Raw genomic sequence first — 14,648 nt, forward strand, 5'->3', positions numbered from 1 at the left:
GTATTTTTAAGTTGGTACAAGTTCACTCAAAATGTATTCATTAATAGACGAGCAGTCTAAATTAGGAGAAGACAATGTTTCATGGCATGTTAATTGAAAAAGATGATCAAGGTTATCGTACTACAGTGAAAAGCATTGATGAAAATGTGCTTCCTGCAGGAGATGTAACGGTAAAAGTACTTTATAGCACGCTTAATTATAAAGATGCCCTCGCTATTACAGGTAAAGCACCTGTGGTGAGAACATTTCCTATGGTGCCTGGTATTGATTTAGTGGGCGTAGTCGAACATAGCGATAGTGATAAATTTGCCGCTGGTGATACGGTATTATTGAATGGTTTTGGTGTCGGTGAAACCCATTGTGGTGGTTTAGCCACTAAAGCACGTTTAAAAAGTGAGTGGCTCATTCCACTACCAAGCGCATTTTCCCCGCAGCAAGCCATGGCGATTGGCACCGCAGGCTACACGGCAATGTTATGTGTAATGGCACTTGAGAAAAATGGTGTCACACCCGATAAGGGTGAAGTGTTAGTGACCGGTGCTAATGGCGGTGTCGGCAGTTTTGCTATCGCAATTTTGGCCAAGCTTGGGTATCAGGTAGTGGCATCTACCGGGCGGGTTGATCAAAGTGATTATTTGAAAAAGTTAGGCGCTAAAGACATTATTGATCGTGCGAGCTTATCAGAAGCTGGTCGACCTTTGGCTAAGGAGCGTTGGGCTGGGGCGGTAGATTCTGTTGGCAGTCATACATTAGCCAATGTGTGTGCCAGTACAAAATATGGTGGGACTGTGGCTGCATGTGGTTTAGCACAGGGGATGGATTTTCCAGCGAGTGTCGCGCCTTTCATTTTACGCTGTGTGACGTTAGCGGGTGTTGACAGTGTGATGCGACCGTTAGCCGATCGTATTGAAGCATGGCAACGTCTTGGTGAAATCCTTGATCCTGCCATTTTTGATGACATAGTTCATGAAATCAGTTTGATTGAGGCGATTGATGTCGCCAGTGACTTATTGGCAGGTAAGGTTCGCGGCCGTGTTGTTGTTGACGTAAATCGTTAACATTCATGTTTAATCAGTTAGCCTAAGTTGATGATCGATTAGCTCGCTAAATATTAAAAATGCGACTAAGTAGGGTTATTTTGTTTAAGATGAGCTAATATTGATTTGTGGTTTATTTTTGAACTATTATGTTTGTGAGATAGTATCAAGCAATCAGTAAATAAACGCTGATATTAAGATATTTTTAGTGTTGATATCAGCGTGATAAGGCCATTAAATACTTTAAATATTATAATCTTAACTCTTTTTTATTTTACGATTATTTTTATGATGACTGAACCGTAACAGTTCTTAATCATTATGGTTAACATGTCAAGGATGATGAAATATTTATGCGCGAGAACATTCTGCTACACAAGCAAGTGACAATATTTATTGTTGATGACGACGATGTAGATGTCCTTGGTATTGAAAGAGCCCTGAAGAAACTTAGAATCGCTAATCCCACCATACGCGCCAAAGATGGTATCGAAGCGCTAGAACTGCTTCGTAAAAAAGCCATTGCCAAACCTTATATTATTTTACTTGATATCAATATGCCTCGAATGGGCGGAATCGACTTTTTGAAAGAACTCCGTGCTGACGATGACCTATGCGGAAGTGTTGTCTTTATATTGACGACTTCAAGTGACGATCAAGATAAAATGTTAGCCTACAAAAAAAATGTTGCTGGATACATAGTCAAAAAACAAGTTGGCGAATCCTTTTTGAACATTGTTGATATGTTGGGGCATTATTGGCGTGTAGTGGAGTTGCCGTACAATGAATAACGTCGCTGCTAACCAAGAGTTACCTATCACGCTGTTAATTATCGATGACGACCTTGTGGATAGGAAATCAATTAGGCGTGCTTTAATGTCCAGTCATCGGCCTATTATTATAATAGAGGCCAAAACAGGCGAAGAAGGGATCGCTCAGTTCGAAAACAACATTGTTGATGTGCTCTTGATTGATTACCGGTTGCCAGATATTGACGGTTTAGCATTAATTAAAGTTCTATTAGCGCGAAAAAAAACAGACGCAACGATTATTATGGTGAGTCAGCATGAAGATGAAATTTTATCATTAAATGCACTCAATGTTGGCGCGCACGACTTCCTGTTAAAAACCGAGGTCAATTCCGAACGTTTAATGAGAACTATCCGTCAGGCGCAACATCGTCAGTTTCTTGAAGGCGTAGTGCGTGAGAAAAATAACGCATTAGAATGGCTAGCAAATAGAGATTCATTAACACAATTAATCAATCGTTATACTTTTGAGAAAACACTTAAAGATGCTTGTACTAGAGTGTTATTCACCGGTGATAACATCGCGCTTCTGTTTATCGATTTAGACAATTTTAAAAAAGTGAATGACACATTAGGCCATTTTACTGGGGATAAGCTGTTACAAAACGTAGCCACTAGATTAGCTTCAGTAATTAAAGACGGTGATTGTTTAGCGCGTCTTGGCGGTGACGAATTCGTTATTTTGGCGAATAATATTGATTCAGAGCAACAAACATTCGCCATTGCCACTCAAGTTATTGATGCATTGACCCCTCCTTTACAAGTCGGAAATACGGCTTTTTCGATAACAGCCAGTATTGGTATTTCTATGTTAGGTGAGTTTGCCTCTTCACCTGAAGCAATGATGAAGTGTGCTGATATTGCCATGTATAAAGCTAAGCAGAACGGTCGAAATCACTTCTGTTTGTATACCGATATTCTTCATCAAGAAACACAGAGCAACGCCATTCTTGAAGAAGAAATGTCTTATGCGCTGCAATTGGAGCAGTTCGTAGTTTATTACCAACCTCAAATTTGTACAAAAACGAAAAAAGTTAAAGGGGTTGAGGCACTGATCCGTTGGGATCATCCTACCCGAGGTGTTTTAGCGCCAGGCGTATTTCTTGATATGGCTGAAGAATTAAACTTAATTAGTGAGATCGGTCAGTGGGTATTACAAACGGCTTGTAATCAATTAAAGCAATGGCAGTTGCAATATAACCTCTTAGACGAAGAGCTGACCATATCGGTCAATTTGTCTGCCTTACAATTACAAGATGTGCGATTGCTCAGTTTAGTTTCTCATGCCTTAGAATCGAGTCAATTATCACCATGTTGTTTAGAGCTAGAAATTACTGAAAGCTCGATTATTCATAGCCCTGAAAACATAGTTGAAAGGCTCCATGAGCTGACCAGAAAAAATGTAAAATTAGCTTTGGATGACTTTGGTACCGGCTATTCATCGATTAAACATTTACACCTGTTTCCTATTCATTCTTTAAAAGTGGATAAGAGTTTTATTGCTGCCTATAAGCAAAAAAAATCCCAAGATAAAGTGCTTGAAGCCATGATTAACTTTGCTAAATACCTTGGACTATGTGTGATTGCCGAAGGGGTAGAAACTGCAGAGCAGCTTGATTTTTGCCAATCTCAAGGCTGCGATTTGATACAAGGTTATTATTATTCTAAACCGATTTGCGCCGCAGATTTTGAAGCTAAATATTTAGCCATATAGTGAGTGAACTGCATATTTGGTAATGAAACACTATTGAGATAATTATGTTAAAGCAAATACCTTTGTTAAATCGTATTAAACCGCATTCATCGGCAATCACTTTTGTATTTGCGGCAGTGTTAATGCTGATTATTTGTCATTTTGTTTATTGGCAAGAAGTCGGCTCGATACAGCGTGAAATTGATACCGTCGCGCGCGCGAAAGCCGACATACTTAGAGAACACATAGATAACTTAAAACGTGAAACTTTATTCCTATCTAAACTGCCTGATGTAAAAGGCATTGCATCACTTGCTCACCAACCAGTATTAGACACTGAACAGCAAGCCCAATTTAATACCCATATTGCTCACTTAAAAGACGTATTTAAATATTATATTCAAAGTATTCCTGAGCTAGAACAAGCGCGTTTTATTGATAGTAAAACGGGCTTTGAGACGATTCGAGTAGAACGAATGAAAGGTAGCGTAATCGCGTTACCTGATTCATCTTTACAACAAAAAAGTGATAGAGATTATTTTATTGAAGCTCAAAAATTACAAGAGGGTGATGTATACGTATCGCCTTTTAATCTCAATCAAGAAAATGGCTCACTTGTCTTCCCTTACTTACCGGTAATGCGGGTGAGTACATTAGTTTTTTCTCAAGCGAAACCGCAAAAAGAATCGATTGGGCAAATCGTGATTAATGTGTCTGCTGAAGTACTATTTTCTCAACTAGATATCACCAGCACTTACTCAAATATTAATATCTATTTAGTCAATGATGCTGGTGATTACTTACTTCATCCAGATAAGACGAAAACCTTTGGCTTTGATATTGGTCAACGATACACACTAGAAGACGATTTTACTGATGTTGGTGACGGTATGTACCTCACCAAGGATGACAGTGATTTTTTTAGTTGGCTTAAGGTATTATTTTTTTCTGAGGAGAATGTTTACTTAGATAGCACCAATACACAGCGAAAAGTGGTGGTGCTTGCGGTGGCAAATAATCACCTAGCAATAACCAAAACACTCACGGTGATTTTTTGGTATTGGGTCATTATTGGCATTTTAATACTGCTATTGAAGAACACAAAAAATGAAGTCGCATTAAAGGCTAAGCAACAACACCTCAATACTGTTTTGACTATGGAGCAAGAACTAAACTCAATATTAAGCCATGCCCCTAATGGTATTATGGTGGTTAATCGACAAGGTATTATCACCCTCGCCAATACTCAAGTTGAACGTATTTTTGGCTACTCTCAAGGTGAGTTGTTAGGCCAATCGATGAATGTACTATTACCGGCAAGGTTTTGTCATGTACACCCTAATTTTATGCAAGCGTTTTTCTCTGCACCTGAAACTAAATTAATGGGCGGCGGTCGAGAATTATATGGCTTACACAAAACCGCCAAAGAAGTACCGCTTGAGATAGGTTTGAGTGTTATTGAATATAAGGGTGAGTTACAAGCTATTTGCGGTATTGTTGACATCACATTGAGAAGGCAATTAGAGCATTTGTTTGAGATGGTTGTAGATACCTTACCCAATGCGGTTTTGCTGGTTGATTATAATGGCGTTATTGAGTTAGTTAATAAACAGACTGAGAGGCTGTTTGGTTATTCAAGAGACGATCTCTTAGGTAACAATATTGCTATGCTGGTGCCTGAGTCTTTTCGTGAACAGCATTTAGCCTGGCGACAATCGTTCTTTATTGCCGCAGGTGAAGAGATTGATACCGAACGCTATTATATTAGTGGTTTATGCAAAGATGGCAGTATATTCCCGTTATCCATTGGGTTATGCACTATTGAAACGCATAAAGGTAAAAAACTGCTTTCATCTATTGTTGATTTAACGGATAGCGAACTCGAAGCAAGCGCATTAAAAAAGGTCACCGAAAATTTAGACCGCACCAGTAAAATGGCTGGCATTGGTGGCTGGGAGCTCGATTTAATCACCAACGAGTTGTTTTATTCTGAAGAGACCTATCGTATTTATGGCTTGCCATTGGGTTCTAAATTATCTCTAGACGAAGCAATTGCATTTTATACGCCAGATTCACAACCGATTATCCGCAAAACCCTTACAGAAGCCATTGAAATGGGGAAAGATTGGAATGTTGAGGTGCGTTTTACTAATGCTGCCAATAAGCTCATATGGGTCAAGGTTGCGGGCACTATAGAGTATGAAAATGGTAAAGCCGTTAGGCTTGCAGGAACCATGCAAGATATTTCAGAACGCAAATATTTCATTGAGGAACTTTCCAGAAGTAATACCGAACTGGATAACTTTGCCTACGTTGCCTCGCATGATCTTAAATCGCCTTTACGCGGCATTGATCAATTAGCCAGCTGGTTAGAAGAAGATTTAAAAGACAAATTAGAAGATGAAGATGCTGAGCATTTACGCTTAATGCGTGGTCGTATTAGCCGGATGGAAAAACTGTTAGATGACTTACTCTCCTATTCAAGAGCGGGCAAAAAAGGCGATGTTATTCATTCAATTAATATAAAGTCTGTGGTCGAAAATGTGTTTGATTTATGCAATACCAAAAATGCCTTTTCGCTGGAGTTTGAGTCCGCGACAACCGACATAACGACTGCTAGTGTGCCACTTGAGCAAGTGATAAGAAACCTGATTAATAATGCGATTAAACATCATGACACCGGAAAAGGCACTGTATATGTATCTATGGTGGTGAACGCTCCTTTTTATGAATTTGTGGTTAGAGATGATGGCCCAGGGATACTTGATGAGTTCTCTGAGAAAATATTTACCATGTTCACCACCTTAAAACCTCGAGATGAAGTGGAAGGCAGTGGCATGGGATTAGCGATTGTGAAAAAGATAGTGGTCGCCATGGGGGGCGAAATTAGCTTAGATACGAGTGTGCAAAAGGGCGCGTGTTTCAAGTTTACTTGGCCAATGGAAATACAAAACTTGATGCCCAACACCAGAGATGTCGAGTAGTGTTAATTTTGCCATCGTATGGGTTATCGTTGAAAAAAGATTTTATAGGCGCCTCAGCACTTTAGTTTAGCACTTTAGCTCAGCTCTTTAGTTCAGCAACTTAGCTTGGCAGCTGATTGGTAAGCTAAATTCCGCTGTAAATCGCCACATAAACTGAAATGTTTAGCCCCTACGGATAACTCAACAGTTAGCGTATCTGTTGAGTCTTTTGGAGGCGATGTTTGGTTAATTTATAAAGTCGTTTATTTGGGTGTCACTATTTATCGCTTATACGCTTAATAATGAAATAAGTGATAGTGAAGCGTCATCTGTAAGAAAGTCCATTTAATTTCAATACGCATCAGCGACTATGCAAGATGCATAAAGACGATAGCGTCATTTCACGGTAAACTATGTAGATTGTAGAGACAGCTTTTTGAGGTCATGAGAAAACATGGTAGAACTGCAGCAAAATAATCCACTTCACGGTTTAAAATCAGAAACGATGATTTCTGAGTTAGTGGCATTTTATGATTGGAAAATTTTATACGCCGCGTTGCGTTTAGAATGTTTCAACACTAATCCCAATATAGAAGCTTGTGTTAAGTTTCTTAAAAAAACCGAATGGGCCAGAGAACGCGTTGAAAATTTTTATTTGTATCGTTTTAAGCGTATGCCAAAAGGTAACTCTGCACAATTTGAACTAAAACCCCGAGAACGTGGCTTTGCTGATGGTATTTTACCACGCAAACCGCAACCTTTAACGGTTGAGTTAGTCGCAGAAATGAAAGCCAAAGCAACCGCCGATTATGAACAAATGAAGCATAATCAAAGTCGTTCATATGCTTCTCCGTCATCAGTTTCATATTCATCATCGAGTCGTTCAAATGACAGCGATGCAGCGACACAGCGTAGTAATAAAAATAAGCCTCAGCCGACATTTGATCCAAACAATCCGTGGAATAAATAACGGCTCGATTAATCTCATGTCCATACTAACGCAACCCAAAGATAATCATAATATTTTTGGGTTGCGTTTTTTATTGGGCATAAATTATATCTTAGTTAGCGATATAGCGTTCAGTGCCTTTCTAAGATTAGGTTGGCTATTTTTGTCAAGGTGTAGACACGCGACACAATGATTGCTTAAATAGAAATGCATGTCTTTGTTGTAATTAACTACGGCGCATTCGTATCAAGGTAACTGGGGTTATGTTGGTCGTGCTGTTAGCTTAATTTGAGGCATAAGGGATTAAGTACCTCACCCATTTTGCTATTAGCATTGGGATACAACAGGATAATAATAATGAAACTGAATAAAACCTTACTCGCCATGGGTATCGCATCTAGCGTGGTTATTGTTGGTTGCGGTGACGACACTCAATACGGTAAAACTCCTCAAGTCACACCTGAGCCTGAAGCCGCTCCTCTACTGCAAGCTTTTGCCCCTAATGGCACTTTAAAAGCGCAAATTCGTCGTACCCAATATGGGGTGCCGCACATTACCGCTGACAATTTAGAAAGTCTTGGTTTCGGTAACGGTTATGCCCAAGCGCAGGATAATTTATGTGTGATGGCGGATGGATTTATCAAAGCCAATTCAGAACGGTCGATGTACTTTGGTCCTCATGCATCGCTTGATTTTACAACTGGTCTTCCGACCAGTGAAGATAATGGTAACCTCATTTCCGACTTTGCATATAAAGCGTTAAAAATACGCCAGCTTGCTGAAAACCAATATTCGCAGTTTAGTTATAATTCGCGAGCACTAATGGAAGGGTTTAGTGCTGGATATAATCAATATCTTAGCGACATTGAAGCTGGGACTCAAACTGGCGAACCATTTTGCGCCGGTCAGCCGTGGGTTAAACCCATTACCGGTGTTGATGTGGCCAGCTATTTATTTTCTATTGCATTATTACCTGGTGCGGCAAACTTTTTAGATTTGATTTTTTATGCTAACCCCGGTGATGGCCAAGAATATTTACCGCGTATAGTGGGGCCGGCACCGTCTGCAGCACAGACCGCGTTTGTACATGATATGAACAACACCTTAATTGCTCGTGCGGCAAACATTACCACTCCAGAAACTAATCCTCGTAATTTGGGATCTAATGGTTGGGGATTAGGCAAAGACAAAACCGAAAATGGCAAAGGTATGGTGTTGGGTAATCCACATTTTCCGCATACTGGTAATTTACGCTTTTGGCAGTCACATTTAACCATACCAGGACAAATGGATGTGATGGGCGGTTCGTTAGTCGGTATGCCAGGGTTGGTTAACATAGGCTTTAACAAAGATGTTGCTTGGACGCATACCTTTTCTACCGCCGAACACTTTGTAATGTATAACCTTGAGTTAGTTTCAGGTGATAGATTGCAATATTTGTATGACGGGTCGCCATTGCCGATCACCAAAGAAACGGTTTCGATATTAGTTAATGGCGGCGCGGCAGGCATGCTGGTGGCGGAAAAAGATATCTATACCACAGCTAAAGGTCCAATGGTTGAAGCGCCGCCAACATTAGCGCCGTTTGGGTGGGATGACGGTCAAGCTTTCTTTATTCAAGATGCCAATATGGCCAACAAAGATCCGATTGATCATTGGTTAGCCATGAACCTCGCTAGCAATAAAGATGAATTTCAACAAGCGTTTAAAAATTATGATGGGGTAATATTCAATAACACCATGTATGCCGATAAAGAAGGTAATGCATTTTATATTGATGATTCTACTGTGCCGGGTTTTTCTGATTTAATGATCGATATTATTAGAACCACCCCAGCGATTGTTGCGGCTAAAGCACAGGCGGGATTTACTATTCTACCTGGTAATACCTCCGCATTTAGTTTTAGCGAGCCTATGCCTTACGAGCGTGCGCCCAAGCTTGAGCGAAGTGACTTTGTACAAAATTCAAATAACTCATTTTGGTCGACCAACCTTGCAGCTCCTTTAGAAAACTTCTCTCCTTTATACGGACCAGAACGAGGCCCATTGTCGCTCCGCACTCGCATGGGGTTAACCTTAATGAATGATGCCGCGGGTGATGACGGGAAATTTAATATTGACGAATTAGAAGCCGCTTTGTTATCTAACCGCGCCTATCTCGCTGAAATCGTGTTAACTGATTTAATTAGCCAATGTGATCAACAAGGTTCTACGCCTGTGATGGTGAGTGCAACATTGTCTAAAGATATCTCAGCATCGTGTGCAGCATTAAAAGCCTGGAACGGTAAACAAGATAATGACAGTAAAGGGGGCGCGTTAATTCGTGAGTTTGCCCATCAATTTGATCAAAATACTATGTTAACTGAGCCGTTTGATTATATGAGCGCCGCAAGCACACCTAATAAGCTTAATACTGATGGCAGCGCATTAATGGCTTTAGCCCATGCTGCGTTGAATCTCGAAGCGGCAGGTTTTGCTGTTGATGCTGCATTAGGTGACGTGCAATTTGTTGAAAAGTCACTCACTGATGGCAGTGCTTCTGGGGTTAAGTTACCTTGGCCTGGTAGTCATAATGCTGAGGGGGGATTCAACGTATTTTCAACCAGCTTATCTGGTGATGACACCTTAATCCCTCAGCATAAATACGCACCAGTATTAGATGTTGTGACAGGTAAAGCGACAGCATCAGGATTAACCGCACAAGGATATCAAGTGCGTTATGGTTCAAGTTGGATGATGACCGTCAGCTTTACTGATGATGGTCCTAAAGCAAAAGGTATTTTGACTTATTCGGAATCGAGTAATGTACTAAGCCCGAGCTTTTCTGATCAGAGTGAATTGTATTCTACACAAAAGCAGTTACGTCCGTTGTTATTCACTGAGGCAGAGATCCAAGCATCACTTGAATCCACTACAGAGCTGACCTACCAACGAAATTAGTAGTGGTCAGACCAAATAAACCAACCTGTTAGTTGCAGGTTGGTTTTCCATCAACAATTAACTAAGTTTGTGATTAAAATCAATAAAGCTATCAAATTAGCCCCATTCGGTGCCGCTTTTAGATTATCAACCCCTACTTTGGTATAAGAAGACCTAGCTTGACCTATTCTTGTAACTACAACAAACTCACAACTAAATATTATTATAATTAATGGGATAACAAAACAATGTTGATTTTTCTTATTTGTATTGGCGTGCTGCTGCTTGCATACAAGTTTTATAGTCCGTTTGTAGAACGACAAGCTGGCATTGACCCTAACGCAAAAACCCCCCAAGCGCGTTTTGAAGATGGTGTTGACTATGTTCCTGTTCATCCAGCGAAAGCATTTTTAATTCAATTTCTTAATATTGCCGGAGTTGGACCGATATTCGGCCCCATTTTAGGTGCGTTGTACGGCCCTATTGCACTGGTGTGGATTGTGCTGGGTAATATACTGGGTGGTGCAGTACACGATTATTTTTCTGGCGTAATGAGCATTAAGGAAGACGGTAAAAGCTTACCTGAAATTGCAGGGCATTATTTTAACATCTACTTTAAAGCGGCCATGTTGATCTTTACCGCTATGCTGCTGTTCTTTGTTGGCGTGGTGTTTATCATGAGCCCAGCAGGTTTGCTGAGTAACTTAGATTATTTTAAAGATACTATTTTTGCTAATAATACCTTTTGGGTATTAGTTATTTTAGCTTACTACTTCTTCGCAACATTACTGCCGATAGACAAAATTATTACTAAGCTTTATCCTTTTTTTGGCGCGCTAATGATAGTGATGACAACCTCTATTGCAGTGGCGTTGTTAATCCATGCGCCACAACTTCCAGAATTTGGCGATGTGTTTGCTTATTTTAATCACAGCCACTACAACAATGATTTATTAGAGCCTAATCCAGACGGTTTACCTGTATGGCCATTATTGTTTGTCACCATTACTTGTGGTGCCATCAGTGGTTTCCATTCAACGCAAGCTCCGATTATGGCCCGTTGTTTAACCAACGAAAAGTATGTTCGTCCAGTGTATTATGGCGCCATGGTTGCTGAAGGTATTGTTGCTTGTGTATGGGCAACAGCGGGTATTGCTGCATTCCCTGGTGGTTATGTTGAGCTAAAAGCTATTCTTGCTCAAGGTGGCCCGGGTATGGTGGTTAACCAAGTCGCAACCACTTACTTAGGTGTTATAGGTGGTATTATGGCGGTTATCGCGGTTGCTGTATTCCCTATTACATCTGGTGATACTGCATTTAGATCGTTACGTCTAACCATTATCGATGCGTTTAAAATTCCACAAAGCATGACTAACCGTCTGTTAGTTGCGGTACCTGTGTTAATTATCGCTTACTTTATGACCAAAATTGACTTTACGTTAATTTGGCGTTACTTCGCATTCTCTAATATGTTGTTATCTACCAGCGTATTGTGGCTAGCGACTAAGTATCTGTTTGATCGTGGCGCGTTCCATTGGATTGTTAGTCTGCCTGCTATTATCGGTACTTGTGTGACTCTGTCGTACATTTTAACTGCCGGTATTGGCTTAGGTTTTCCACAAGAGATGAGCCAGCCAGCGGGTATCGTAGTGGGGATAGTATGTCTTATTGCTCTGATTATTGCGCACAACAAGCGTAAAGTGACTCCTGCTGCATAATTTTTTACAGCGTTAATTCAAAGGGCTGCTTAATGCAGCCCTTTTTTATTGTTCAGCGAAAAAATAGATGTGATTAGTGACCCACACGATCAAGCTTTTGTATCAGTTCCATCTTAATACTATTGGGTGTTTGGCTGTGCCAGTAGCCACTGACGTAAGCAAATAGCGGTAACATGAACATAGTGGTCAGCAACACTATCAATATCCCTCTGGCGGACAGCTGAATACCATTACGAGTACTAAATTGTAGAGCTTGTTTTTTTGGACAAGCTGATACACAACGCATACAGGCTTGGCACTCGTCGGAGCGAATATTTTTTTGAGTATGCACTGATATATTAGCAGGGCATGCGCGAGTACATTTATCGCAACTCATGCCTTTGGCATCAATTAAACAATGTTGAGTATCGCGGCGTATTTTGAATGGGCTTAAAAAACTGACAATACCTAACAGTGCGCCATAGGGGCAAATATAACGGCAAAAACCTTGGCGACGCCATGCTGCTAAGGCAAAGATAATACTAAAACCTATCAGTGCCACTATGGATGGCATCATAAAAAACACAGCCATTTTTAAGTCAGCTACTTTGTGATAATTGCCCTCTAAGTAGTGGGGAATACTTGCCGATGGCATAGAAATGACCAAATAAAGCAGCGCTGCGAGTAGTAAATACTTGACCATTCTCAGTGGCCAGTCAATCCATGCTGGTGGTAATAGTTCAGCATGAATAACACGCTTTCTGAGTTTATACAGGTATTCACCAGCAAGTCCCAGCGGGCAAGCCCAGCCACAAAAAGCGCGTTTGCACACCACACCGGTAAGTAGTACGACACAGAGCATCACTACAGCCGCGGGGTGATTTTGATCCCACAGGCCTAAGGTTAAAATTGCTTTAAGTTCTATGCCGCCAGCAATAGGTAAAAATGCATCACCGATATCGGGTCGCATTAACCAAGGTGTTTCTCCTGCATATAATAAGCCTGCGTTGATGGCATATTGTACCCCGACTAATAACATCGCCAGGGCAAAAAAATGTTGGCAAATTTCACGTACTTGATTGGGTCTACCTTCAGCATTAGCAAATGCAGGTTGGTATTGCCCTACTGCGGTGACGATTAATACTGACACGAGCAATAGGAGCAATAATGGCCAAAAAAAACTGGCTAAGGTGGCACCAAGTAATAATGCTCCGCTAGCGAGTGCCCCCCATTTTTTGCCACTCCAATACAGTAGGCTAGTGCTATACACTAGGGCTAGCATTAAGGTGATTGATTCAATTGTGCTCATTATCCAATGCCTGTGCTGTGGTTCTCTCGGTTAATAATGATAAAACCTCAGCATTCAAGCGAATGTGAGTTGGGTCGCCAAACTTAATAATAGTTTTCTAAATATATGATCTATATTGATTTGTTCTATTTATGTAAACATTGTTAAGTCTTGTGTTAATTAGCTTGTTTCAATTGATTGTCATTAACCTGTCTTATTTTTTCGTTAACGTATTAAGATGATTTTGTGACAGTAAAAAGTGGCTAATGGCTAGGTTTTCATTTGAGCATTCCTTCGAGATAGACACCTTAAAGCGCTTGATTGCTCAGCATCAGCAGCAATTTCGCCATCAGTCCTTGGCAGATTTATATTACCGTGGTGAAAAATTGTCGGTTACAGCCATTGAGCTAGGTCAACAGAAACAGCCATGTCCTACGGTATTGTTTGTTGGCGGGGTCCATGGGGTTGAGCGTATCGGTGCCCAAGTGATTTTGGCCTTTTTAGACAGCTTACTCAATCGGTTACCATGGGATACTCACTTACAGCAATTATTGCAACACGTGCGCTTAGCCTTTGTCCCCGTGGTGAATCCGGTTGGCTTTTTGCGTGGCAGCCGAGGCAATGGTAACAATGTTGATTTAATGCGTAATGCTCCCATTGATTCAGATGAAGACGTGACCTTTCTCGTCGGCGGTCAGCGACTTTCGCCGCGTTTGCCTTGGTATCGAGGGCAAAATGGTATGGAGCTAGAAACCCATGCGTTAGTGAGCTATGTGCAACAATTACAGCAAGACAGCAGCAGTGTTATGGTGCTCGATGCTCACTCAGGTTTTGGTTTACAGGATCATTTGTGGTTTCCACATGCGCATACTCGACAACCCTTTGAAGGCATAGGTTATATTTATCAGTTAATGCAGTTGTTCGAAAAAGGCTATCCGCATCACAGCCATTATCAGTTAGCACCTCAAAGCCATTTCTATCGTACCCACGGTGATATTTGGGATTATTTGGTGGCGAGTAATGTCAGCGGGAAACCGTTTATTCCGTTAACCTTAGAAATGGGCTCGTGGGCTTGGGTACGTAAAAATCCACGGCAGCTATTTAACTTCTCTGGTTATTTTAATCCGCAAAAAACACATCGGCATCAACGTATTTTACGCCGTCACCTGGTATTAATGCAGTTCATTATAGATGCAGCTTATGCGCAAATTATTGAACAAATAAAACCCCAACAACTGACACAATTGACTCAACAAGCTAAGCGCTTCTGGTCTAAAAAGGCTAAGTGAGGAT

At 40.8% G+C, this 14,648-nt stretch carries 9 protein-coding genes; 8 read left to right on the forward strand and 1 reads right to left on the reverse strand.

Annotation, left to right across the window (positions count from 1 at the left end):
- Positions 1-74: 74 nt before the first annotated feature.
- The 7 genes from H5114_RS08170 (at position 75) to H5114_RS08200 (ending at position 12,088) form a co-directional block, all read left to right on the forward strand.
- Entirely contained in the window at positions 75-1,058 is a 984-nt protein-coding gene (locus tag H5114_RS08170) for an MDR family oxidoreductase (RefSeq protein WP_182697530.1), read from the forward strand.
- Between the two features lie 332 nt (positions 1,059-1,390).
- On the forward strand, positions 1,391-1,828 hold the full coding sequence (locus H5114_RS08175) for a response regulator (protein WP_124015509.1): 438 nt from the start codon (positions 1,391-1,393) through the stop codon (positions 1,826-1,828).
- Entirely contained in the window at positions 1,821-3,560 is a 1,740-nt protein-coding gene (locus tag H5114_RS08180; RefSeq protein ID WP_182722658.1) for a bifunctional diguanylate cyclase/phosphodiesterase, read from the forward strand. The genes H5114_RS08175 and H5114_RS08180 overlap by 8 nt, the downstream gene beginning before the upstream one ends.
- A 44-nt stretch (positions 3,561-3,604) precedes the next feature.
- Entirely contained in the window at positions 3,605-6,523 is a 2,919-nt protein-coding gene (locus tag H5114_RS08185; RefSeq protein ID WP_182722659.1) for a PAS domain S-box protein, read from the forward strand.
- A 433-nt stretch (positions 6,524-6,956) separates the two neighbouring features.
- Entirely contained in the window at positions 6,957-7,472 is a 516-nt protein-coding gene (locus tag H5114_RS08190) for a VF530 family protein (RefSeq protein WP_124015512.1), read from the forward strand.
- A 336-nt stretch (positions 7,473-7,808) separates the two neighbouring features.
- A complete protein-coding gene (locus H5114_RS08195) occupies positions 7,809-10,391 on the forward strand; it encodes an acylase (protein ID WP_182722660.1) in 2,583 nt (860 codons plus the stop codon).
- Positions 10,392-10,618: 227 nt separating this feature from the next.
- Positions 10,619-12,088 (forward strand): carbon starvation protein A, encoded by a 1,470-nt coding sequence (locus tag H5114_RS08200; protein WP_182722661.1) that lies wholly within the window; start codon positions 10,619-10,621, stop codon positions 12,086-12,088.
- Between the two features lie 73 nt (positions 12,089-12,161).
- Here H5114_RS08200 and H5114_RS08205 read toward each other — a convergent pair whose 3' ends face one another.
- Entirely contained in the window at positions 12,162-13,376 is a 1,215-nt protein-coding gene (locus tag H5114_RS08205) for a 4Fe-4S binding protein (protein WP_182697525.1), read from the reverse strand.
- A 245-nt stretch (positions 13,377-13,621) separates the two neighbouring features.
- On the opposite strand from H5114_RS08205, the gene H5114_RS08210 reads away from it, so the two are divergent.
- A complete protein-coding gene (locus H5114_RS08210) occupies positions 13,622-14,644 on the forward strand; it encodes a DUF2817 domain-containing protein (RefSeq protein WP_182722662.1) in 1,023 nt (340 codons plus the stop codon).
- Positions 14,645-14,648 lie beyond the last annotated feature (4 nt).

Source organism: Shewanella sp. SR43-8 (assembly GCF_014163775.1).
GTDB classification, from domain to species: Bacteria; Pseudomonadota; Gammaproteobacteria; order Enterobacterales; family Shewanellaceae; genus Shewanella; species Shewanella vesiculosa.